Raw genomic sequence first — 21,146 nt, forward strand, 5'->3', positions numbered from 1 at the left:
TTGTCTAAAATATTACCGCTTGCATAAAAGGAAGTTTAGTAAACAATGATTGTTTGATTTCAAACAATTTTTATTAGGGATTGTAACTGTATATTTACATCTCACGATTGTATAATACAAAGTTAACATTATTCGTATTTTATAGTTAGATTATCTAGCTATTTATTATTTTTATTTTAAGTTGGGGAAAAAAATGAAATTACTTCATTTATTAAAGAATTTTTTCTTTAAACCGTCTAAATTAGGTTTAGGCGTTTTATTAGTAACAGGTGCTATTGCAGGTATTATTGCTTGGATAGTTTTTAATACAGTATTAGAGGAAACGAGTACTGAAGAATTTTGTGTGAGCTGTCACTCAATGGAGCAACCATTAGAAGAATTGAAAGAAAAAGCTCACTTTTCAAATAAATTTGGTGTAGCGGCTACTTGTGCAGATTGTCACTTGCCACACAAGAAAATTGATAAATATTTACGCAAAATTGAAGCATTAAAAGAAATTTTTGCGGAAATGACAGGTAAATATGATGAAGAAGGCTCTTTTGAAAAACATCGTTTAGAGATGGCAGAAAGAGAGTGGGCAAGAATGTCAGCGAATGGTTCACAAGCGTGTAAAAACTGTCACCGTTATGACAGAATGAAGTTTGATGAAATGAAACCTGCAGCACGTGAAGCAATGAAAGCTGCGGCAGCAAAAGATCAAAGTTGTATTGATTGCCATAAAGGTATTTCACATCATTTACCAAAACCGAAAGAGGTTGAAGCAGTAAGTGAATTAACAGAAGGAACAACTTATTTTACTAAAGCAAGTGCTAGCTTATTTGCTGATGAAAATATGCAACAAGAAATTGGTAATTTAGAGTGGGCTGTGCCAGTTAAATTTATCAAATCAACAGGAAATGCAGATTTAGTAGAATTAGAAATGTGGCGTAAAGCGAAAGGTTTTGGTCGTGTTTGGTATCATGAAAAAGGTAAAAGTATCACTGACGCGGTTTTAACAAAAGAGTTTATGAAAACAAAACCAAAACCATATACTGTAATCGAAAAAGTAAAAGATGAAGAAACTCGTTTACCTTGGCAAAAAGTGAAAGTACAAGCTTGGATTGCGAAATCTCAGTTAGTCGATAATATTGATACCCTTTGGGCAAAAGCGGAAGGAATTTATAAAACACAATGTAGTACCTGTCATAAGCAACCAGATATTGCACATTTTGATGCGAATACATGGGTTGGATTATTTAGTGGTATGATTGGCTTTACGAATATAGACGAAGCAACCGGTAAACAAGTATTACGCTATTTACAAATGCATTCATCTGATTTTGAAACTCATCCGAATAAATAAGGAGAAAAATTATGCAACAATCTCGTCGTCAGTTTTTAACTAACGCCTCTGCAATGGCAGCAACGCTTTCAATGCCTAGCTTTCTTGTTTCAAGAAGTGCATTTGCAAATGCAGAGTCAGCAGAATGGAAATTAACGGGTTCACACTGGGGAGCGATTCGTGCCAAAGTTGAAAATGGTAAGGTAAGTGAAGTTAAACCATTTGAGTATGATAAGCACCCAACAGAAATGATCAAAGGTATCAAAGGGTTAATTTATAGCGAAGCACGTATTCGTTATCCAATGGTACGTTTAGATTGGCTTAAAAACCGTGAAAAAAGTAACACTGCTGAACGTGGTGATAACCGTTTCGTGCGTGTTTCTTGGGATAAAGCATTAGATTTATTTTATGAAGAATTAGATCGCGTTCAAAAGAATTATGGTCCTTGGGCATTACACACTGCAAACGTAGGCTGGCGTTCAACGGGTCAATTCCACAGCTGTGGTAACCATATGATCCGTGCTGTAAGTATGTTTGGTAATAGCGTAACTTCAGCAGGAGACTATTCAACAGGTGCAGGGCAAGTAATTCTTCCTTATGTATTAGGTTCGACAGAAGTATATTCACAAGGTACTTCTTGGGATGTAATCTTAAAAGAAAGTGAAAATATTATTTTCTGGTCAAGCGATCCTGTGAAAAACTTACAAGTAGGTTGGAACTGTGAAACTCACGAAGCTTATGCTTATTTAGAGCAATTAAAACAAAAAGTTGCAGCGAAAGGCGTGAATGTAATTTCTGTTGATCCAGTGAAAACAAAAACACAGAATTTCTTAGGTTGTGAACATCAATATATCAATCCACAAACGGATGTTGCGATGATGTTAGCAATGGCATATGTGCTTTATACTGAGAAACTTTATGATGAAGACTTTATTGATACTTATACAGTAGGTTTTGAAGACTTCGTGCCATATTTAATGGGTAAAACAGAAGATAAAGTAGCGAAAACACCTGAATGGGCAGAAAAAATCTGTGGTGTACCAGCAGATAAAATTCGTGAATTTACTCGTTCATTAGTAGGTAAACGTACTCAGCTTATTTTTGGTTGGGCGATTCAACGTCAGCAACATGGTGAACAACCATATTGGATGGGTGCTGTTTTAGCAGCAATGTTAGGACAGATTGGTCAAGCTGGTGGTGGTATCAGTTATGCTCACCATTATAGTTCTGTTGGGGTTTCTAGTTCTGGTGCAGCGATGCCTGGTGCATTCCCATTAAACTTAGATGAAGGTCAAAAACCAGTTTACGATAACAAAGATTATAAAGGTTATAGCTCTGTTATTCCTGTTGCAAGAGCGACAGATTCATTACTTTATGCTGGTGAAACCATTAACTATAATGGTAAAAAAGTCGTTTATGCACCTTATAAAATGGTTATTTTCTCAGGTTGTAACCAATGGCATCGTCAATCAGAACATAACAAGATGAAACAAGCTTTCCAAAAATTAGAAACAGTTGTTTCTGTTAACTATAGCTGGACAGCAACTTGTCGCTTCTCTGATATTGTATTACCAGCATGTACACCATTTGAACGTAACGATATTGATGGTTATGGTTCATATAGCTCTCGTGGTGTGATTGCAATGCAAAAATTGATTGAACCACTTTATGAATCTCGTCCTGATTTTGAAATTTTCAGAGATCTTTGTAAGCGTTTTGGTAAAGATAAAGAATATTCTCGTGGAATGGATGAAATGCAATGGGTTGAATCACTTTATGAAGATTGCCGTAAAGAGAATAATGGTAAATTTGAAATGCCACCATTTGCAGAATTCTGGAAAAAAGGTTATGTGTTATTCCCAGAAGGTAAACCTTGGGTACGTCATGCTGACTTTATTGAAGATCCAGAAGTGCATGCATTAGGAACACCTTCAGGCTTAATTGAAATTTATAGTAATAAGATTGCCGAATATGGTTATAACAACTGTAAAGGACACCCAATGTGGTTCGAAAAAGAAGAACGCTCTCACGGTGGACCTAAATCAGATAAATATCCATTCTGGTTACAATCTTGTCACCCAGATAAACGTTTACACTCACAATTATGTGAATCTAAAGAACTGCGTGATACTTATAGTATTCAAGGTCGTGAACCACTGTTTATGAATCCAGAAGATGCGAAAAAATTAGGTATTGCTCACGGTGATTTAGTACGTGTATATAATGATCGTGGTCAAGCGATTGTTGGAGCACATTTATCAGATAACTTCCCAAGTGGTGTATTACGTTTACAAGAAGGTGCTTGGTATTCTCCATTAGGTGCAGAAGTAGGAGCGATTGATACTTATGGTTGTCCAAATACGATGACTTTAGATATTGCAACATCGGATCTTGCTCAGGCTGTGTCAGCGAATACTTGTATCGTAAATGTTGAGAAATATCAAGGTGATGCACCAGCACCAAACGGATTTACTGGTCCAACAGAAGTTAAGCTATAATAAAATATGATTAACTTAGCAAAAGAAGAAAAAGCATTTCTTTGCACGTGGTTTGGCAGTTTGCTAAGCCACGAGCTGACAGATGAGCAGCTCAAACAGTATCAACAAGGTATGTTTGAGCCATTATTTGAATTATTATCTGAACAAGGATTTTCATCACAGGTTCAGCAGATAAAATCTGATATAGTTCAAATCAATGAGATGCCTTACGGTCAGTTAGAGTTAGCGGCTGATTTTACACAGCTTTTCTTACTTGATGGACAATCTAGTGCATTGCCTTATGCTTCTGCTTATTTAGAAGAAGAGGCTTTAACAACGAACCTCAACTATATGGATTCATTGTTAGCACAATTTGGATTGCAATTTAATCAAGAAAGTAAAGAGCCAAGTGATCACGTTGGTGTTTATTTGCAAATTCTGAATAAATTAGTCACATATTCTGATTCTGAAAAACAGCAAGATTTTGTAGAAAATTATTTATTAAATTGGTTAATTCCATTTAATGATAAGGTTCAAAAAATAAAAACAAAAACGATGTTTTATCAGAATATTATGGCAATGCTTATATCTGTATTAAGTAAATAGAATAACATTAAGTTATATAAATAAATGTAGTTGGATATGTCAAAGTTATTCAGCTACATTTATCATATTATCTTGTAGGAGATGGAAAATGGGATTTAGCTGGCAGCAATTACTGATTCTTTTATTGGTTGTCGTGGTACTTTTTGGAACAAAGAAATTAAGAAATATTGGTTCTGATCTTGGTGGTGCGATGAAAGACTTTAAAAAAGCAATGAAAGATGATGAAAAAGAAAGTGAAATCGAAGACGCTGAATTTGAAAAAGTCACAGATGAAGTGAAAAAAGATAAAGAGTAATAGTAAGTTGCTCATTATTTTTTAGCTTAGAAAATAGCAACGAAGCATCGATAGTGCTTCGTTTTTTATTCTAATAAAATACTGTCTCATAATAATGTGAAATCGATCACAAAACAAACATATCATCAATGACATCGCGATAAATTTATACTATTCTCATCTCGCCTTAGTTCAAAAGGTAATCAAATTTACATTCTTTTTAGAGGATAAATTTATGCGATTCTTTCTATTTTATTTAAAATCGTGGTTCGTAATTGATCCTAGAATGCTTCTCTGTCTTCCATAATTTTCTCTTCATTTTTTTATCTTTTCTATTTTTATTTCTTCTACATTTACAGATTAAATGTATGAAAGGTGTGTATCTATTTATATGAGGATTTTATGATGAATACGTTTAAACATTTACCAGAACCATTCCGTATCCGTGTGATTGAGCCAGTGAAAAGAACCACGCGTGAGTATCGTGAAGAAGCCATTCTAAAAGCAGGAATGAACCCATTTTTGTTAGACAGTAAAGATATTTTTATTGATTTGTTAACAGACAGCGGAACGGGTGCGGTGACTCAAGATATGCAGGCGGCGATGTTGCGTGGTGATGAGGCATATAGTGGTAGCCGTAGTTATTATGCGTTAGCAGATGCTGTGAAAGCTATTTTTGGTTACGAATTTACGATCCCAACCCATCAAGGGCGTGGTGCAGAGCAAATTTATATTCCTGTTTTAATCAAAAAACGTGAACAGGAAAAAGGCTTAGAACGTGACAAAATGGTGGTGTTCTCTAACTATTTCTTTGATACCACACAAGGTCACTCTCAATTAAATGGGGCGACAGTAAACAATGTTTACATTAAAGAAGCTTTTGATACAGGTGTGGAACACGATTTTAAAGGAAACTTTAACCTTGAAAAATTAGAAGAAGGCATTCAAAAAGTAGGGGCTAAAAATGTACCTTACATCGTAGCAACCATTACTTGTAATTCAGCCGGTGGTCAGCCAGTTTCTCTTGCAAACTTAAGAGCAATGTATGCGATTGCACGTAAATACGATATTCCTGTGGTGATGGATTCAGCTCGCTTTGCTGAAAATGCGTATTTCATTAAACAACGTGAAGCAGAGTGCAAAGATTGGTCGATTGAGAAAATCACTTATGAGTGCTATCAATATGCTGATGCCCTTGCAATGTCGGCGAAGAAAGATGCAATGGTGCCGATGGGCGGATTACTCTGTTTCAAAAATAAAGAAATGGAAGATGTGTATCACGAGTGCCGTACATTATGTGTGGTACAAGAAGGCTTCCCAACTTATGGCGGTTTAGAAGGTGGTGCAATGGAGCGTTTAGCGGTCGGTTTATACGACGGTATGCGTGAGGATTGGCTGGCTTATCGTATTCGTCAAATTGAATATTTAGTTGATGGCTTAGAAAAAATCGGTGTGGTTTGCCAACAACCGGGTGGACACGCTGCCTTTGTTGACGCGGGTAAATTATTACCTCATATCCCTGCGGATCAATTCCCTGCACAAGCATTAGCCTGTGAACTTTATAAAGTAGCAGGTATTCGTGCGGTTGAAATTGGTTCATTCTTGTTAGGTCGTGATCCAAAAACAGGTAAACAATTACCTTGTCCTGCCGAGTTGCTACGTTTAACCGTGCCACGTGCGACCTATACGCAAAGCCATATGGATTTCATTATTGAAGCATTCCAAAAAGTAAAAGAAAATGCGAAAAATATTAAAGGGTTAACATTTAGTTATGAGCCTAAAGTATTACGTCATTTTACCGCTCGTTTAAAAGAGATTGAATAAAACTTGAAATATAAAGGTTGCCCTCGTGCAACCTTTTAACTATCACTTATGGTAAGGAGTTTTATTATGAGAAAAAATAGCCCTTCAATTATTGGTGGTGCTTGTATTATTGCGAGCGTTTGTGTCGGTGCGGGAATGTTGGCTATTCCGATAAAAGGGGCGGGAGCGTGGACAATATATTCCACCCTTGCCTTACTTATTACGATGACAATGATGACTCTTTCAGGTTGGTTGTTACTTGAAACATATAAAAAATACGAATTAACTGCCTCATTTAGTACTGTAACAAAGGATTTACTCGGTTCTAAAATCAATTTTATCAATAATCTTGCGGTTTACTTTGTGGGTGGCATTTTGCTTTATGCCTATACAACAGTCGCAGGCTTAACCCTGACAGATTTATTTGGCTCTATTTTTGGCGAAAATTCTACGGGTATCTGGTCAATTATTTTCGTTTTTATTTTTTCTTCATTTGTATGGCATTCAACTAGAGCAGTGGATCGTATTTCAGTATTACTCATTTTAGTGATGATATTTACCTTCATTTTTGGTGTGTCTGGACTAGCAAGTAATATTGATATGAAAATATTGTTAGATTCAAATAATGAACAAGGCGGTTATACATTATTTGCTGCGACAATGTTACCTGTTGCATTAACGTCATTTGGCTATCATCACAGTGTTGCTTCAATGCGAATTTACTACGGTTCTGAAATGAAAGCAAAATATGCAATTATAGGTGGAACAAGCATTGCACTCATTTTATATTTACTTTGGACATTCAGTATCTTTGGAAATTTGCCTCGTTCAGAATTTAAGCAGGTCTTCGAGAGTGGAGGGGAATGGCAGGCACTGGTTGGTGCATTAGGTCAAATGATTGAATCAGAAACAGTAACAAATACTATTAAGGCGTTCTCAATGGCGGCAGTATTATCCTCATTTATTGGCGTTGGTTTAGGGGTATTTGATTATTTGGCGGATTTCTTTCAATTTGATAACACTAAACAAGGAAGAATAAAATCTTGGGCAGTGACCTTTTTACCACCGCTGATTTTATCGGTATTATTTCCCTTTGGCTTTGTCAAAGCGATTGGCTATGCAGGAGCAGTTGCAACAATTTGGACGTGTATTATTCCAGCATTATTGACCAAAAAAGCCCGCGAAAAAAATGGAATAGAAGGTTTTCATATTCGAGGTGGAAATGGGTTACTTGTCGCACTCATTCTTTTTGGCATTAGCGTGGCGGTTATACATTTCTTAGATATGATGAGCATTTTACCTGTCTTTAAAGGTTAAAAATTAGTATTAGAGAATTATAACTAAGTTTATTGAGGCACTTTTGCTGAATTTACCAAAGCATAAGTGCTTCTTTTTATCTTTTCCCTCCTTTTTTAATTTTTAGCCATTATAAATTTCCTCTTGCGTAATTTATTTAATAAAAATCACATAAAACTATTGCTTTTGCATTTTGTACTAGTACAATAGTTCTGGGTTTGAAGTTAATAATAATGAACAGGAGTCATCTAATGAAAAAAAATACCCCTTCAATTTTAGGCGGAGCGTGTATTATCGCCAGTGTTTGTGTTGGAGCAGGCATGCTTGCGATTCCAATCAAAGGTGCAGGAGCTTGGACAATTTATTCTAGTCTTGCACTTGTTTTTACAATGTTAATGATGACTCTTTCGGGCTGGCTATTACTAGAAGCTTATAAAAAGTATGAACTAACGGCATCATTTAGCACAGTCACAAAAGATTTATTAGGAAATAAAATCAATTTTATCAGTAACTTATCTGTGTATTTTGTGGGTGGAATATTGCTTTATGCTTATACAACTGTGGCTGGTTTAACTCTTGATGGTTTATTAGGTAGTGTGTTTGGTGATAATTCTATTGGGATTTGGTCAATTATTTTTGTACTGACTTTTTCTGGTCTCGTATGGCATTCAACCCGAGCTGTTGATCGCATTTCAGTTTTACTTATTTTAGTGATGGTGTTTACCTTTATTTTTGGGGTATCAGGGCTTGCAACAAATATTGATATGACAATATTATTAGACTCAGGCAATGAGCAAGGCGACTATATGCGTTTTGCTGCTGTCATGTTACCTGTTGCTCTAACCTCATTTGGTTATCATCACAGTGTTGCATCAATGCGAATTTACTATGGCTCGGAGAACAAAGCAAAATATGCCATTCTTGGAGGTACATCAATTGCATTAGTACTATATCTACTTTGGACATTTAGTATCTTTGGGAATTTACCACGTGCAGACTTCAAACAAGTTTTTGTTGATGGTGGCGAATGGAAAGCATTACTTGGTGCATTAGGGCAAGTTATTGAATCACAAACAGTTACCAATATTATCAATGCGTTCTCAATAGCTGCAGTATTATCTTCATTTATTGGTGTTGGTTTAGGAATGTTTGATTATTTAGCAGATTTTTTTAACTTTGATAATAGTACACAAGGACGAATTAAATCGTGGGCAGTCACTTTCTTACCACCACTTATTCTATCAGTATTATTCCCATTCGGTTTTGTTAAAGCGATTGGTTATGCGGGGGCAATAGCAACGATTTGGACTTGTATTGTGCCAGCCTTATTAGTGAAAAAAGCACGCGAGCGAAATGGTACAGAAGGCTTTCATATTGGTGGCGGAAATTTCTTGCTAGCGGTGTTGATTATCTTCGGTATTGCAGTGGCAGTAATTCATTTCTTAGATATGTTTGGCGTATTACCTAACTTTAAAGGCTAAACTTACTATTAAAAATAATAAAAGCGTTCTTGATGATAGTTCAAGAACGTTTTTATTTTAATTTAACAAGCGGTCATATTTTTTATAAAATTTTCAAAAAAATCAATAAAATATGACCGCTTGTTTTATGATATTTATGCAGGTGCTTTCCCTCACTTTATTTATTATGAAATATTTGTCATATTTTTTGAACTGAGAGTGGTATTTGGATACAGTACAAAGATTCTTTAAGGTTTTTTACCTTATAAATACCTTGATGTAGCAGTGTTATATTTCAAAGTGCACTTTCTTATTAAAATATGGTATAAATAGCCTAATTTTTTAGAACGAAATTAGGAATGGTAATGCAAAAAACAAAAATTGTGCTTGCGACAGGCAATGTGGGTAAAGTCAAAGAAATGCAAGATGTATTAAGTGAATTTGGATTTGAAGTCATTGCACAAAGTGAATTTGGGATCGAATCCCCAGAAGAGACAGGGCTGACCTTTGTTGAAAATGCGATTTTAAAAGCACGTTATGCTAGTGAAAAAACAGGCTTGCCAGCGATTGCTGATGATTCGGGTTTATCCGTTGAAGCACTTGGCGGTGCACCTGGATTATATTCTTCTCGCTATGCAGGAGAAGACGGCAATGATGTGGCTAACCGTCAAAAATTGGTGACAGAATTAAAAGATGTAGAAGACGAAAAACGTATTGCAAAATTTGTGAGTTGCATTGTGTTACTACAACATCCAACGGATCCAACCCCTAAAATTGCAATGGGAGAGTGCTTTGGTAAAATTTTATCGGAAGAGCGTGGTTCAAATGGTTTTGGTTATGATCCTCTGTTTTTCTACCCACCTAAGAATTGTACTTTTGCAGAAATGGAAAGTGTTGAGAAGAAAAAAATCTCACACAGAGCAATAGCCCTTGAATTATTGAAACAACAGTTAGCTAAATAAGCTGTTTCTATCAGTGATAGTTTTTGGAGAAAAATTTGCAAAATTTAGAAAAAATCACACCGCTATTTTGGGAACATAAAAGCCTCATTGAAATGAATGATGACGAGTGGGAAGCATTATGTGATGGCTGTGGAAAATGCTGCTTTCATAAGCATATTGAGGGTAGAGGCAAGCGTGAACGTCTTTATTTCACTCGTATTGCGTGTAATCAATTGGATCTAGCAACGGGGCTGTGTAGCCATTATACTGAACGTTTTAAGTTGGAGCCAGATTGCACAAAATTAACCAAGAAAAACTTGCCTGATTTTAAATGGCTACCTCATACTTGTGCTTACCGTTTGCTTTATGAGGGTAAGCCTTTATTTGATTGGCATCCGTTGATTTCCAAAGATCAAAACTCGGTTAAAAAAGCAAATGTGTTAATCAAAAATCCTATACACGAAAAAGATGTGATCGATTGGTTTGAATTTGTGATTGATGAAGTGTGATTGTCGTCTATTTCAGCACTGCGATGAATCTCTTTTCCACAAATTTTATTTAATGTGTTAGAATCTACAAAGGTTTAATTTTAAAGAAAAATAATTATTATGATGCAATATTCTTCTCAATTTAAAAATGCCAAAGTATTAGTACTTGGTGATGTAATGTTAGATCGTTATTGGTTTGGTGCAACAAATCGAATTTCCCCAGAAGCTCCAGTGCCTGTTGTTAAAATTCAAGATAATGAAGATAGAGCGGGCGGTGCGGCTAACGTAGCGATGAATATCGCGGCATTAAATGTGCCAGTTACGTTGCACGGTTTAATTGGTCAAGATGATGCTGGAAATGCGTTAGGTAAATTATTGAGCGATCATCAAATTCAAAATCATTGTGTCGCATTAGAAACACACCCAACTATTACCAAATTGCGAGTGTTATCTCGTCATCAACAGTTGCTACGTTTAGATTTTGAAGAAAATTTTCATAACGTTGCAAGTGATTCATTATTAGCACAATTAAGCGATGAAGTGGCACAATATGGTGCATTGATTTTATCTGATTATGGCAAAGGCACATTGGATAGTGTGCAAAAAATGATTCAAATTGCTCGAAACGTAAATGTACCTGTGTTAATCGATCCAAAAGGCACAGATTTTGAACGTTATCGTGGTGCAACGTTGCTCACACCGAATATGTCGGAATTTGAAGCTGTTGTAGGTGAATGTAAAACCGATGAAGAAATTATTGAAAAAGGGCTGAAATTGATTGCAGATTATGATTTTTCAGCATTATTAGTGACTCGTTCTGAGAAGGGAATGACGTTACTTCGTCCTAATCAAGAAGCTTATCACTTACCAACTTTGGCAAAAGAAGTATTTGATGTGACAGGGGCTGGCGATACAGTTATCAGCGTATTAGCTACCGCATTAGCTGATGGGCGTTCTTATGAAGAAGCATGCTACCTTGCAAATGCAGCAGCAGGTGTTGTAGTTGGAAAATTAGGTACTTCAACATTAACACCAAGTGAGCTTGAAAATGCGATTCACCAACGTGATGAAACAGGATTTGGTGTTGTTTCTGAAAGTGAATTAAAAGAAGTAATGCAAAAAGCAAGACAATCAGGCGAAAAAGTCGTTATGACGAATGGTTGTTTTGATATTCTTCATCCTGGACACGTGTCTTATTTAGAAAATGCCCGTAAATTAGGGGATCGCTTAATTGTTGCTGTAAATAGTGATGAGTCGGTAAAACGTTTGAAAGGCGAAACGCGTCCTATTAACGATTTGAATGCAAGAATGGCTGTTCTTGCGGGGCTTTCTTCTGTAGACTGGGTCGTGCCTTTTGAAGAAGATACGCCACAACGTTTAATTAGTGAGATCTTGCCTGATTTATTGGTTAAAGGGGGCGATTATAAGCCAGAAGAAATCGCTGGTAGCCAAGAAGTATGGGCAAATGGTGGCGAAGTTCGAGTCTTGAATTTTGAAAATGGGTGTTCAACGTCAAATATTATTAAAAAGATTCAAACATCGTAATTTTGGATAAGAGTGAACTTTTTGATACTGTATTACTCAAACACCCCATCATTATTTTAAAATAATTAAAGGAATTTATAATGAAATGTAACTTAATAAAATCATCTTTCTTAACGCTTATTGCATTATTTGCAACAACTCAGATGGCTGTTGCACAAGAGCGAGTAGAAGCATTGGTTGATGGCTATATGATTATGGAAAGTCAGGTGAAGCAGCAATTAGGTTCTCGTCCTGATACACCAGCGAATCATCGTAAAGCACTTGAAGCAACCATTGATGATTATCTAGTTCAAAAAGCAATTAAAGAATCTGGTGTACAAATTAACTATCGTACAGTAAACCAAGCGATTGAAAATATTGCTTCTCAAAATGGGATAACCTACGGGCAATTACTGGATGCGTTGGACTATCAAGGTATCTCATTAAATCAATATCGTCAGCAAATTGCTCATCAAATGATGATGGCACAGGTTCGTCAAGTAAGTATTGGTAAATCAATTCAAGTTAGCCCACAAAATGTGCAAATTTTGGCAGAGCAAATGCTTAATGATGAAGCTCAAAAAGGAAAGCTGAAAAAATCAACAGCAAAGCAGTATCGTGTTAGTCATATTTTGATTAAAACAAATCCTATTTTGAATGATCAACAAGCAAAACAGAAATTACAGCAGATTGTTGCAGATATTAAATCTGGTAAAATGACATTCGCACAGGCCGCCACAAAAAATTCAAAAGATTATGTCTCAGCCATTGATGGCGGTGATTTAGGTTGGAATTTCCCACAGGCGTATGATCCTCGTTTTGCACAGCGTATAACGTCAACACCAATTGGTAAAATTTCTGAACCTTTCCAATCAAAGTTTGGTTGGCATATCTTAAAAGTAACAGAAACACGTTTAAAAGATACGACTAAAGAAGTGTATTTACAGGAAGCTTACAAACACTTGTTTGATGAACAAGCACAAGAGGCATCACAAGACTGGATAAAAGCACTACGCAAAAAAGCACAGATAGAATACGTTAAACGTAAATAATTAGATTGAGCCTCTGTTTTCAGAGGCTTTTTTTTTATGGCTGAGGTATAATACCGCAAATTTTTTTATTCATTTAGGTAAATAATGTCATCTAATTCAAAAAAACACTTAGGGCATACAGCTCGTAAACGCTTTGGTCAGAACTTTTTGCACGATCAAGATGTAATCCATAATATTGTTGCTGCAATCAATCCTCAAAAGAGTGATTTTCTTATTGAGATTGGTCCAGGTCTAGGGGCTTTAACTGAGCCTGTTGCGGATCAAGTCGATAAACTCACGGTTGTCGAGCTGGATCGTGATTTGGCGGAACGTTTACGCCATCACCCTTTTCTTAATCAGAAATTAACCGTTATTGAGCAAGATGCTTTAAATTTTAATTTCCGTGATTATTTTGAAAGTTTAAATTTAACAGAGCAAAACGGCATTCGTGTATTTGGTAACTTACCTTATAACATTTCAACGCCGTTGATTTTCCATTTATTAACCTTCCACGATCTTATCCAAGATATGCACTTTATGTTGCAAAAAGAAGTGGTTAAGCGTTTGTGTGCGGCACCAAATAGTAAGGCTTACGGTCGTTTAACGGTAATGGCACAATACTATTGTCAAGTAATGCCTGTGTTAGAAGTGCCACCAGCAGCATTTAAACCTGCACCAAAAGTAGATTCAGCGGTTATTCGTTTAGTACCTTACACAGAATTGCCTTATCCAGCAAAAGATGTCAGTTTCTTAAATCGTGTGGTTACTCAAGCGTTTAATCAACGTCGTAAAACATTAAGAAATTCATTGTCACAGCTATTTACAGCAGAGCAATTAGAAGAATTAGGTATGGATTTGCAAGCTCGAGCAGAGAATTTAAGCTTAAAAGATTATGTATCACTTGCGAATTACTTGTTTGATCATCAGGATTTAGAAGAAAAATAAGCAATGCCAATAATCAATCAATCTACTTTAGTACCTTATAGTGCAGAGCAGATGTATGCACTTGTGAATGATTATGAAAGTTACCCACAATTTCTTTCAGGGTGCGTGGGGGCAAAAACACTGACAACTGCAGAAAATGAATTAGAAGCTGAGTTGCATATTCAAAAATTAGGAATTAGTCAGCGTTTTAGCACCCATAATAAAATGATACCCAATCAGAAAATTGAAATGCAGCTATTAAATGGTCCTTTTAAGAACTTACAAGGTGCGTGGACATTTACGCCTTTTGATGAGCAAAGCTGTAAAATTGCACTACATTTAGAGTTTGAATTTTCTAATCCAATGATTGCAATGGTATTTGGTAAAATTTTTAATGAATTAACCCAAAAAATGATCAATTCATTTAAAAAGCGTGCAAAAGAGGTTTATGGTGTCTGATAACATAAAGGTTGAAGTATTATATGCTTACCCTGAACGGTATTTTTTGCAAAAAGTGGAATTAAATACACCGCTTAGTATTGAGCAAGTGATTACACAATCGGGTGTATTAGAAAAATACCCAGAAATTGATTTGAAGACGAATAAAGTGGGGATATTTAGTCGCCCTGCAAAATTAACGGATACAGTAAATGATGGCGATAGAGTAGAGATTTATCGTCCACTGGTTGCAGATCCAAAAGAAATTCGCCGTAAACGAGCAGAGCAACAGAAAAAGAAATAAGAAGGATTGCAATATGAAAAAAGATAAGCGGTTATATTTTAAACGTTATTTGCAAAAGTTGCTAAGTTGATGAATAATTTAAAATTTGACATAGATCACATAACCTTTATCTGATATATTTCTTTCCGTGCTTTTGGGCTTAGCAATGTGAAAAAGTGTGATATAATTCACAGTATCTTTTGCATAGTTAGGTGTAAAAGAAAAATTTTGTTTAACTTAAAATATAGGTAAAAAAATCTATGGCTATTAAAATTGGTATTAACGGCTTCGGTCGTATCGGTCGTATCGTATTCCGTGCAGCACAACTTCGTGATGACATTGAAGTTGTAGCAATCAATGACTTAATTGATGTTGATTATATGGCATATATGTTGAAATATGATTCAACTCACGGTCGTTTCAACGGAACTGTTGAAGTTAAAGACGGTAAATTAGTAGTAAACGGTAAAGAAATCCGTGTAACTGCTGAGCGTGATCCTGCAAACTTAAAATGGGACGAAGCTGGCGTTGAAGTTGTTGCAGAAGCAACAGGTTTATTCTTAGACGACGCAACAGCACGTAAACACATCCAAGCAGGTGCGAAAAAAGTTGTTTTAACTGGTCCTTCTAAAGATGCTACACCTATGTTTGTTAACGGTGTAAACTTCCACGAGTATGCAGGTCAAGATATCGTTTCTAACGCTTCTTGTACAACTAACTGTTTAGCACCATTAGCGAAAGTTATTAACGATAAATTCGGTATCAAAGATGGTTTAATGACAACAGTTCACGCAACAACAGCAACTCAAAAAACTGTTGATGGTCCTTCAATGAAAGACTGGCGTGGTGGTCGTGGTGCGGCTCAAAACATCATCCCATCATCTACTGGTGCTGCTAAAGCAGTAGGTAAAGTATTACCTGCATTAAACGGTAAATTAACTGGTATGGCGTTCCGCGTTCCAACTGCAAACGTTTCTGTTGTTGACTTAACTGTAAACTTAGAAAAACCAGCAACTTATGAAGAAATCTGTGCAGAATTAAAACGTGCATCAGAAAATGAAATGAAAGGTGTTTTAGGTTACACAGAAGATGCAGTAGTTTCTACTGACTTCAACGGTGCAATCGAAACTTCTGTATTTGATGCAAAAGCAGGTATCGCATTAACTGATACTTTCGTTAAATTAGTATCTTGGTACGATAACGAAACTGGTTACTCAAACAAAGTTTGTGATTTAATCTCATTAGTTCATAACTACAAAGGTTAATTTAATCAATTTTTAATTACTTTTTAAAGTAATTTGGAATCTAAAGGACTGTTTCGGCAGTCCTTTTGTTTTATTTAATGGAAGTGATTTTTATGAGTACAGAATTTATTTATCCAAATGTAGATTTGATTGCAGGCGTTGATGAAGTGGGGCGAGGTCCATTAGTGGGTGCTGTGGTCACGGCTGCTGTGATTCTTGATCCTAATCGCCCAATTGAAGGCTTAAATGATTCTAAAAAATTGTCTGAGAAACGTCGCGAAAGTTTAGCGGAAGAGATCCGAGAAAAGGCGTTATGTTGGTCAATTGGGCGTGCTGAGCCAGAAGAAATTGATCAAATCAATATTTTAAATGCCACTATGTTAGCCATGCAACGAGCAGTACAAGGGCTAAGAATTCAACCTAATTTTGTGTTGGTTGATGGGAATAGAACGCCTGATTTTGCTGTGCCTTCACAAGCTATTATTAAAGGTGATGGTTTAGTCGCAGAAATTAGTGCTGCCTCCATTTTAGCTAAAGTCGTGCGTGATAATGAAATGAAAGAGCTGGACAAACAATATCCTGAATATGGTTTTGCAAAACATAAAGGCTATCCAACAAAATTACATTTTGAAAAACTGATGGAATTAGGCGCAACCCCTTTTCATCGCAAGAGTTTTGCACCTGTGGCAAAAGTTTTACAGCAAACTAAATAATTTGCAAAAAATAAAATAAAAATAACCGCTTCCACTAGATATCAGATTTTAGTTAAAATATCACCTAGATATTTTCGAGAGGATAATGCCTTTCCCGCATAATATACAGGTTTATTAAATCAAGCATTAAAAGTATATGTTTTATGGGATCTAGTAAGAAACATCACTAGAAAAACACGCTGTTTTCGTGTATCATTGCAAAAATTTTATTTTTAACAAAGCATTAAAGCTACTCACTATTCTTACTAGGAGATTTTATGAGTGAAAAGTACATCGTAACTTGGGACATGTTCCAAATGCACGCTCGCAAGTTATCAGAAAAATTACTTCCTGCAACACAATGGAAAGGAATTATTGCTGTTAGTCGTGGAGGCTTGTTTCCAGCAGCGGTTATTTCTCGTGAATTGGGGATTAGACACGTAGAAACGGTTTGTATTGCAAGCTATGAAGATCATTTTACTCAAAGTGATACTTTAAGAGTAATTCATCGTGCGGAAGGCGATGGTGAAGGTTTCATCGTGGTAGATGATTTAGTTGACACGGGTAATACAGCAAAAGCGATTCGTGAAATGTATCCAAAAGCACGTTTTGTGACTGTATTTGCAAAACCAGCAGGCGCTCCTCTTGTCGATGACTATATAATTGATATTCCACAAAATACTTGGATTGAGCAACCTTGGGATTTAGGCTTGAATTTTGTGCCACCATTGGCAAGAAAATAATTCTTATCAATTATAGTATAAGTATCAAAGTAGAGACGTTGTATAACGTCTCTATTCGTATCCAACAAAAATATATTAAAAAATAATTATGAACTTAGGCAACCTTTATATTGTTTCTGCACCAAGTGGTGCAGGAAAATCATCACTAATCAATGCGTTACTTTCTGACTTACCTCGCAGTGAGGTGCAACTTTCGGTCTCACATACTACTCGGAATCCTCGTCCTGGTGAAGAGAATGGCGTGCATTACTACTTTACTGATCACGATGAATTTAAAGATCTTATTGCTAAAGATCATTTTTTAGAATGGGCCGAAGTATTTGGTAATTATTATGGTACCTCTTTACCAATGATCGAAAAAAGTCTTGAACAAGGTATTGATGTTTTTTTAGATATTGATTGGCAAGGTGCGAAGCAAATTAAACAAAAATTACCAAATGTAAAAACAATTTTTATTTTGCCACCATCAAAAGCAGAATTGGAAAAACGTTTAATTGGACGTGGGCAGGATTCTGAAGAAGTGATCGCAAAACGTATGGCACAGGCAGTATCTGAAATGAGCCACTATAATGAGTTTGATTATGTGATTATCAATAATGATTTTCAAACTGCATTAACGGATCTTAAAAGTATTTTAATTGCAGAGCGTTTAAAACATAATGTCCAAGCCATTCGTCATCAGTCACTTATTAGCAATTTATTAGCAGAGTAAGATTATGAAAAAACGTATTTTTAGTACAGAAATCCCTTCAAATGAACCTGAAATTCAACCTAAAAAAGAATTTTTAGAAGGTGATTTTGTTGTTGAAGTTGAAAAAGAATACGTTGAAGAAACTACTGCTGATCTGATTATTGAGAAAAGTTTAAAACCGTCTCGATTTTGGGTACGTTTATTGCTTGGTGCATTTTTATTATTAGGTTTTGCTATTTTTGCTCAAAGTATTCAATGGTTAATTGATACTTGGTTACAGCATCAATGGATTTACTTTGTGTTTGCGATAGGATTTTTTGGTATCAGCTTGGCGGGAATAGGTGCGATTATTTCAGAGTGGCGTAAGTTGGTTTATTTGCGTAAACATCAAAAAAATCAACAAACAAGTGAATTGCTACTCAATGATCCGTCATCAACAAGCGGTGAAATTACTGTTAAATTTTGCAAAAATATTTTAAAAACTTTGCCTGTTACAGAGCAATCTGCACAAAATTGGCAAAATCAACTTGATGAAGCCTATAATTCACAGGAAGTGTTTTACTTGTTTAATGAAGATATTTTGAAACCACTTGATAAACAAGTAAAACAGTTGATCAGCAAAAGTGCGACTGAAAATGCAATTATTGTGGCGGTTAGCCCATTAGCAGTGGTTGATGTGTTAATGGTCGCGTGGCGAAATATTGCATTAGTGAATAAAATTACCCGAGTTTACGGAATGGAGCTGGGCTATTTTAGTCGTTTAAAATTGTTTAAAATGGTATTAACCAATATGGCATTTGCAGGTGCAACAGAGATTGCGAGCGATATTGGAATGGATTATTTTTCACAAAACTTAACTGCTAAATTCTCAATGCGTGCCGCACAAGGAATTGGTGTTGGTCTACTTTCTGCAAGACTTGGAATCAAAGCGATAGAATTTTGTCGCCCAGTCGTATTTCAAGCGAATGAACGCCCTAAATTATCAGTGGTACGTCAAGAATTATTGAGTTCACTCAGAACAACTTTATTTAGTCAGTCATCTGAAAAAGAAAAACAAACAATATTAAGATAGGAATAAATTATGCCAACACTTAGCGTTGCAATGATTGTCAAAAATGAGCAACAAGATCTTGCACAATGTTTAGATACCGTCAAAGATTGGGTTGATGAAATTGTCATTTTAGATTCAGGAAGCACCGATAAAACAGAGCAGATTGCACGTGAATACGATGCAAAATTTTATACCAATACTGATTGGCAAGGTTTCGGAAAACAGCGTCAGCTAGCACAACAATATATTACTAGTGATTATGTTTTCTGGATTGATGCGGATGAGCGAGTAACCGAAGAATTAAAGCAGTCTATCATTCAAGTTGTCAAAGAAGATAAATCTAATGTTGTTTATTCTATTGGGCGTTTAAGTGAAGTGTTTGGACGTGAAATTCGTCATAGTGGTTGGTATCCTGATTATGTGGTGCGTTTATATAAAACAAATTTTGCTCATTATAATGATTCGCTTGTTCACGAAAAAGTAGAGTATCCAAGCCAAACTGAGGTTGTGAAGTTAACAGGTGATTTATTACATTTTACTTATAAAGATCTTCATCATTATTTAGTAAAATCAGCGGGCTATGCGAAAGCTTGGGCTGAGCAAAAACAGCGAGCTGGGAAAAAAGCAACATTATTTCAAGGTATTACTCACGCCTTAGGTTGCTTCATTAAAATGTATATTTTAAAAGCGGGATTTTTAGATGGTAAACAAGGTTTACTTCTTGCGTTACTTTCAACTCATTCAACTTTTGTGAAATATGCAGACCTATGGGTTCGTACACAGGATAAATAAAATTCAATCAAACGGTTATATTTTGCAAATTTTTCACAAAATATAACCGCTTATCATTATTGCCATATTTTCTTAATAAATGGCAGAATAGTGTCTAATGCTGCTGGAATGGAAATAACCGTTAAATCTTTTTCTGTCTCTTTCGTTGCGGGTGGACAAAAAGAAATGTGATTATTTGGATTATTGGTTGGCTGCCAGCGAATTGGCGAGGCACTACGGTTACTTGGATAAAAACCGATAGTTGGAATATCCAATGCTCCACAAATATGCAACGGACCTGTTGAACCCGAAATGAATAAATCAGAACAGGCTAACGAGCAAGAAAAATCAACCATTCCCTCATTCTTATCATAAACAACAACACGTTCATCATTGATTTGTGTCGCCAAAGAATTTGCTTTTTCACCTTCATTTGGGCCTGCGGTTAAAATCACTTGGCAATCATAATGTGCTAAAATGGCCTTTACAAGATCCGTATATTGCTGCAAGGATAGACTGTTTGCAGATCCCCCTGTGCTTGAATGCACAAATAACCATTTTTTATTTTGATCAAGTTTGAGCTGAGAACTTAATTTGTCTTTTTGCTGTTGCAATGAAATTTCATCAAAAGATAAATAAGGACGTTGTGGTTCAACAATCGTTATATTTTGTTGTCTCAAAAATTCTCTAGCTAAATCAAGATTATATTCAAATTCCGCTTTCTTAGAATGTGAACGGCGTTGTGTTAAACGATGATTATAAAGAAATTGAAATAGTTTTGTTGCTGGAGCTAAGCGGTAAGGAATTTTCGCTTTCCATACAAGCTTTGCATTATCAAAATTAGAGAAAAAACTAATAACACCATCAAATTGATATTTTTTCACCTCTAAAATAGTTTCGCCGAGTTCTTTGGTATCAATAATGACTTCATCTAAATAGGGGCAAACCTTCGCTATTTGGGCTGTATAAGATGGCACAAGAGCGACTAATTTTGTATCAGGCATAGACTGTTTTAGCATCGCAAAAGCGGGCCAAGCTAACATAAAATCCCCTAATTTATCGTTTCTGATGACAAGTAATTTTTTCAT

Annotated in this window: 21 protein-coding genes; 20 read left to right on the top strand and 1 reads right to left on the bottom strand. The window is 35.8% G+C overall.

What is annotated here, in order from left to right; genetic code table 11:
* Positions 1–193: 193 nt before the first annotated feature.
* The 20 genes from torC to DYE60_RS02320 all read left to right on the top strand — a co-directional run bounded on the left by torC (position 194) and on the right by DYE60_RS02320 (position 20,079).
* Positions 194–1,342, top strand: a complete 1,149-nt coding sequence (gene torC, locus DYE60_RS02225; protein ID WP_115315010.1) for a pentaheme c-type cytochrome TorC — start codon at positions 194–196, stop codon at positions 1,340–1,342.
* Between the two features lie 11 nt (positions 1,343–1,353).
* On the top strand, positions 1,354–3,819 hold the full coding sequence (gene torA / locus DYE60_RS02230; RefSeq protein ID WP_115315011.1) for a trimethylamine-N-oxide reductase TorA: 2,466 nt from the start codon (positions 1,354–1,356) through the stop codon (positions 3,817–3,819).
* A gap of 6 nt (positions 3,820–3,825) precedes the next feature.
* Positions 3,826–4,404 (top strand): molecular chaperone TorD, encoded by a 579-nt coding sequence (torD, locus tag DYE60_RS02235; RefSeq protein WP_115315012.1) that lies wholly within the window; start codon positions 3,826–3,828, stop codon positions 4,402–4,404.
* 88 nt (positions 4,405–4,492) lie between these two features.
* Positions 4,493–4,699 carry a twin-arginine translocase TatA/TatE family subunit gene (gene tatA, locus DYE60_RS02240; RefSeq protein ID WP_115315013.1) on the top strand — a complete coding sequence of 69 codons (207 nt, stop codon included), beginning with the start codon at positions 4,493–4,495 and terminating at the stop codon, positions 4,697–4,699.
* 384 nt (positions 4,700–5,083) lie between these two features.
* Positions 5,084–6,502 (top strand): tryptophanase, encoded by a 1,419-nt coding sequence (tnaA, locus tag DYE60_RS02245; RefSeq protein ID WP_115315014.1) that lies wholly within the window; start codon positions 5,084–5,086, stop codon positions 6,500–6,502.
* 66 nt (positions 6,503–6,568) lie between these two features.
* The gene (locus DYE60_RS02250; RefSeq protein WP_115315015.1) at positions 6,569–7,798 is read left to right on the top strand and encodes an aromatic amino acid transporter; all 1,230 of its coding nucleotides are present in this window, start codon (positions 6,569–6,571) and stop codon (positions 7,796–7,798) included.
* A 230-nt stretch (positions 7,799–8,028) separates the two neighbouring features.
* Positions 8,029–9,258, top strand: a complete 1,230-nt coding sequence (locus DYE60_RS02255; RefSeq protein WP_115315016.1) for an aromatic amino acid transporter — start codon at positions 8,029–8,031, stop codon at positions 9,256–9,258.
* Positions 9,259–9,602: 344 nt separating this feature from the next.
* Positions 9,603–10,199, top strand: coding sequence for an RdgB/HAM1 family non-canonical purine NTP pyrophosphatase (gene rdgB / locus DYE60_RS02260; RefSeq protein ID WP_115315017.1), 597 nt, complete (start codon positions 9,603–9,605; stop codon positions 10,197–10,199).
* Between the two features lie 35 nt (positions 10,200–10,234).
* The gene (locus tag DYE60_RS02265; RefSeq protein WP_115315018.1) at positions 10,235–10,687 is read left to right on the top strand and encodes a YcgN family cysteine cluster protein; all 453 of its coding nucleotides are present in this window, start codon (positions 10,235–10,237) and stop codon (positions 10,685–10,687) included.
* 99 nt (positions 10,688–10,786) lie between these two features.
* Positions 10,787–12,211: a bifunctional D-glycero-beta-D-manno-heptose-7-phosphate kinase/D-glycero-beta-D-manno-heptose 1-phosphate adenylyltransferase HldE gene (hldE, locus tag DYE60_RS02270; protein WP_172460349.1), complete on the top strand. Its 1,425-nt coding sequence runs from the start codon at positions 10,787–10,789 to the stop codon at positions 12,209–12,211.
* An 80-nt stretch (positions 12,212–12,291) separates the two neighbouring features.
* Positions 12,292–13,242, top strand: a complete 951-nt coding sequence (locus DYE60_RS02275; protein WP_115315020.1) for a peptidylprolyl isomerase — start codon at positions 12,292–12,294, stop codon at positions 13,240–13,242.
* A gap of 81 nt (positions 13,243–13,323) precedes the next feature.
* Positions 13,324–14,166 (top strand): 16S rRNA (adenine(1518)-N(6)/adenine(1519)-N(6))-dimethyltransferase RsmA, encoded by an 843-nt coding sequence (rsmA, locus tag DYE60_RS02280; protein ID WP_115315021.1) that lies wholly within the window; start codon positions 13,324–13,326, stop codon positions 14,164–14,166.
* A 3-nt stretch (positions 14,167–14,169) separates the two neighbouring features.
* Positions 14,170–14,604 carry a type II toxin-antitoxin system RatA family toxin gene (locus DYE60_RS02285; protein WP_115315022.1) on the top strand — a complete coding sequence of 145 codons (435 nt, stop codon included), beginning with the start codon at positions 14,170–14,172 and terminating at the stop codon, positions 14,602–14,604.
* The gene (locus DYE60_RS02290; RefSeq protein WP_115315023.1) at positions 14,594–14,887 is read left to right on the top strand and encodes an RnfH family protein; all 294 of its coding nucleotides are present in this window, start codon (positions 14,594–14,596) and stop codon (positions 14,885–14,887) included. The genes DYE60_RS02285 and DYE60_RS02290 overlap by 11 nt, the downstream gene beginning before the upstream one ends.
* A gap of 239 nt (positions 14,888–15,126) precedes the next feature.
* Positions 15,127–16,131 (top strand): type I glyceraldehyde-3-phosphate dehydrogenase, encoded by a 1,005-nt coding sequence (gap, locus tag DYE60_RS02295; RefSeq protein WP_115315024.1) that lies wholly within the window; start codon positions 15,127–15,129, stop codon positions 16,129–16,131.
* 92 nt (positions 16,132–16,223) lie between these two features.
* A complete protein-coding gene (rnhB, locus tag DYE60_RS02300; protein WP_115316410.1) occupies positions 16,224–16,823 on the top strand; it encodes a ribonuclease HII in 600 nt (199 codons plus the stop codon).
* 257 nt (positions 16,824–17,080) lie between these two features.
* On the top strand, positions 17,081–17,545 hold the full coding sequence (gene gpt, locus DYE60_RS02305; protein WP_115315025.1) for a xanthine phosphoribosyltransferase: 465 nt from the start codon (positions 17,081–17,083) through the stop codon (positions 17,543–17,545).
* Positions 17,546–17,633: 88 nt separating this feature from the next.
* Positions 17,634–18,257 carry a guanylate kinase gene (gene gmk / locus DYE60_RS02310; RefSeq protein ID WP_115315026.1) on the top strand — a complete coding sequence of 208 codons (624 nt, stop codon included), beginning with the start codon at positions 17,634–17,636 and terminating at the stop codon, positions 18,255–18,257.
* 4 nt (positions 18,258–18,261) lie between these two features.
* Positions 18,262–19,308: a TIGR01620 family protein gene (locus DYE60_RS02315; RefSeq protein ID WP_115315027.1), complete on the top strand. Its 1,047-nt coding sequence runs from the start codon at positions 18,262–18,264 to the stop codon at positions 19,306–19,308.
* A 9-nt stretch (positions 19,309–19,317) separates the two neighbouring features.
* Positions 19,318–20,079, top strand: a complete 762-nt coding sequence (locus DYE60_RS02320; protein ID WP_115315028.1) for a glycosyltransferase family 2 protein — start codon at positions 19,318–19,320, stop codon at positions 20,077–20,079.
* Between the two features lie 56 nt (positions 20,080–20,135).
* On the opposite strand, the gene DYE60_RS02325 is transcribed toward DYE60_RS02320, so the two are convergent.
* Positions 20,136–21,146: a glycosyltransferase family 9 protein gene (locus DYE60_RS02325; protein ID WP_115315029.1), complete on the bottom strand. Its 1,011-nt coding sequence runs from the start codon at positions 21,144–21,146 to the stop codon at positions 20,136–20,138.

Source organism: Phocoenobacter uteri, assembly GCF_900454895.1.
GTDB lineage: Bacteria > Pseudomonadota > Gammaproteobacteria > Enterobacterales > Pasteurellaceae > Phocoenobacter > Phocoenobacter uteri.